2 protein-coding genes are annotated in these 2,824 nt (G+C 29.2%); both read left to right on the top strand.

What is annotated here, in order from left to right; genetic code table 11:
* Positions 1-434 precede the first annotated feature (434 nt).
* Positions 435-1,532 carry a fructose-1,6-bisphosphate aldolase/phosphatase gene (gene fbp / locus Q0138_RS06655; RefSeq protein ID WP_297982360.1) on the top strand — a complete coding sequence of 366 codons (1,098 nt, stop codon included), beginning with the start codon at positions 435-437 and terminating at the stop codon, positions 1,530-1,532.
* Between the two features lie 283 nt (positions 1,533-1,815).
* Entirely contained in the window at positions 1,816-2,613 is a 798-nt protein-coding gene (locus Q0138_RS06650) for an amidohydrolase family protein (protein WP_297982355.1), read from the top strand.
* The last annotated feature ends 211 nt before the right edge of the window (positions 2,614-2,824 follow it).

Genomic DNA, 2,824 nt, shown 5'->3' with positions numbered 1-2,824 from the left:
AACATAATTATTATATATCATATTAACTAAAAATATTAATGTATGTTAAATATTAATTAAATAAGTTTTAAGTTATTAAAATTAATTTTTTTTAATTATTCAATTTTTTAATTATTTAATTTTTTAATTATTCAATTTTTTAATTATTCAATTATTCAATTATTTGATTATTAAATTAATTTAATAGCCTTATTTAATTTCTATTTAAATTTATTTAGTTTGATTAATAATTTAATTATTTTATATTAACTATTAATTGTAATTAATTATTATAACGATTAGTTATTAATGAATAATTATTTTTTAATAGTTAATTGCTATAATAGTTAATTATTGTTCTTATATTATGGATTAAAACTAAATAATAGTTGATATAAAATAAATGGTATTTTTATACTTTTATTTTAATATTTTATTTACTGAGGTGTTTTAATATGAAAACTACTGTTAGTGTAATCAAAGCGGATATTGGAAGTGTTTCTGGTCACTGTGTTTCTCATCCTGCATTAATGGAAAAATGTGATGAAGTATTGGCCGGTGCTTTAGAAACTGGAATTCTTGAAGATTATTATATTACTCGTTGTGGGGATGATATTGATTTAATCATGACTCACAGAAACGGTGAATTAAACGAAGAAGTTCACAAAACTGCATATGATGCATTTATCCAAGCAACTGATATTGCAAGAGAATTAAAATTATACGGTGCAGGTCAAGACTTATTATCAGATACCTTCTCTGGAAACGTAAAAGGTATGGGTCCTGGCTGTGCAGAAATGGAATTTGAAGAAAGGGGAAGTGACCCTGTAATTGTATACTGTATGGATAAAACAGAACCAGGTGCATTCAACTTACCAATTTTCAGAATCTTTGCAGATCCATTCAACACTGCTGGTCTTGTAATCGACCCAAGTTTACACGACGGATTCAGTTTTGAAGTATTTGATGTAATGGAACACAAAAAAGTTATTTTAGACTGTCCTGAAGAAATGTATGACTTGCTTGCATTAATCGGTTCCACCGGAAGATACGTAATCAAGAGAGTATTTAAGAAAAACGGTGAAATCGCAGCTGCAGTAAGTACTGACAAATTAAACATGTTAGCTGGTGAATATGTTGGTAAAGATGACCCAGTAGCTATTGTAAGAGCACAATCCGGGTTCCCTGCTAATGGTGAATGTGTAGAACCATTTGCATTCCCTCACATGGTAAGTGGATGGATGAGAGGTTCCCACAATGGTCCTATGATGCCAACCAGTCAAGAAGAAGCTAACCCAATCAGATTTGACGGACCTCCTAGAGTAGTTGGTTTAGGTTTCCAAGTTGCAGACGCAAAATTGATTGGTCCTGTTGACTTATTCGACGACCCTGCATTCGATGAAACCAGAAGACAATCTGCAAACATTGCTTCCTACATCAGAAGACACGGTCCTTTCGAACCACACAGATTACCATCTGAAGAAATGGAATACACTTCCTTACCTGGTGTAATGGAAAAATTAGAACCTAGATTTGAAGATATGGATGACTAAGTCATCTATATATTTTTCTTTTTTTATTTATCTTTTTATTAAAATTTTTAACTCTTTTTAAGTTGGATAATTCTTTTTATTCATTTTAGAGAATAATGATTCTTTTTTTGATTTATAAATGAATTCTTTTTTAGTTTCAATAAAAAGATAAATGGGATTTGATTTAAATTTTTTTATTAAGGAATTTTTTTTAGTTTCAATAAAAAGATAAATGGGATTTGATTTAAAATTTGAATTTTATTTGATTTTCATTGGAAAATCTATTTTAGTCAGGCGATTAATAATGCAAAAGGTAATTAATTCACATTGTCATATTTATCCGGATAAGATTGCTGCAAAGGCAGTGGTTGGGATTGGAGACTTTTACGATCTTCATATGTCCTTGAATGGAACTGTAGATGATTTAATAAGAGATGGAGAAAAGGTAAATGCAGTTCACTATTTGGTCCATTCTGTTGCAACAACTCCTAAACAGGTTAAATCCATTAATGAATTTATCAGTTATGAGGTTAATAAACATCCTGGGCTTTTTACAGGCTTTGGAACCTTGCATCCTGAAAGTGAAGACATTCAAGGAGATTTGGATTATCTTATTGAACTTGGTCTTAAGGGAGTTAAACTCCATCCTGATTTCCAGCAATTTGCATTAAATGATGAAAAATCATTTGAAATAGGTGAATGTGTAAGCAATGCAGGATTACCTATAATGATTCATTGCGGTGATTTCAGATACAATTATTCAAATCCTGAACAGCTAAAGCCATTTCTTGAAAAATTCCCTGATCTTTTAGTAATCGGTGCACATTTTGCAGGTTGGAGTATTTGGGAAGATGCAACTAAGGAATTGGCAGGAACTCCTAATTTAATTGTTGATATCAGTTCCAGTTTATATGCATTGGAGCCGGAAAAGGCTAAGGAACTTATTTATGCCTATGGTGTTGATAATGTATTGTGGGGAACTGACTTTCCAATGTGGGAATCAGAAAGTGAAATGGAGTATTTTAAGAAAATAGGTTTAAGTGAGGAAGAAGAAGAAAAGATTCTTTATAAGAATGCTGCAAAGCTTCTTGGACTAGAATAGATTCTCATTATAATTTCTGTTTATTTCTATTTTTTTCTAGTTTTTCTATTTCTATGATATTATATTATTTTCTATTTTTTTAATCAATTTTTTCCTTATTTTTTTAAAAAGAAGTTTTATTATTCATTATTTTCTATTTTTTTAATCAATTTTTCATTATTTTTTTAAAAAGAAGTTTTATTATTCATTATTTTCTATTTTTTTAATCAAT

The organism is uncultured Methanobrevibacter sp., assembly GCF_937906425.1.
GTDB lineage: Archaea > Methanobacteriota > Methanobacteria > Methanobacteriales > Methanobacteriaceae > Methanobrevibacter.
Note: the sequence above shows the minus strand (reverse complement) of the source record. Positions and strands in the feature narration are given on the sequence as shown.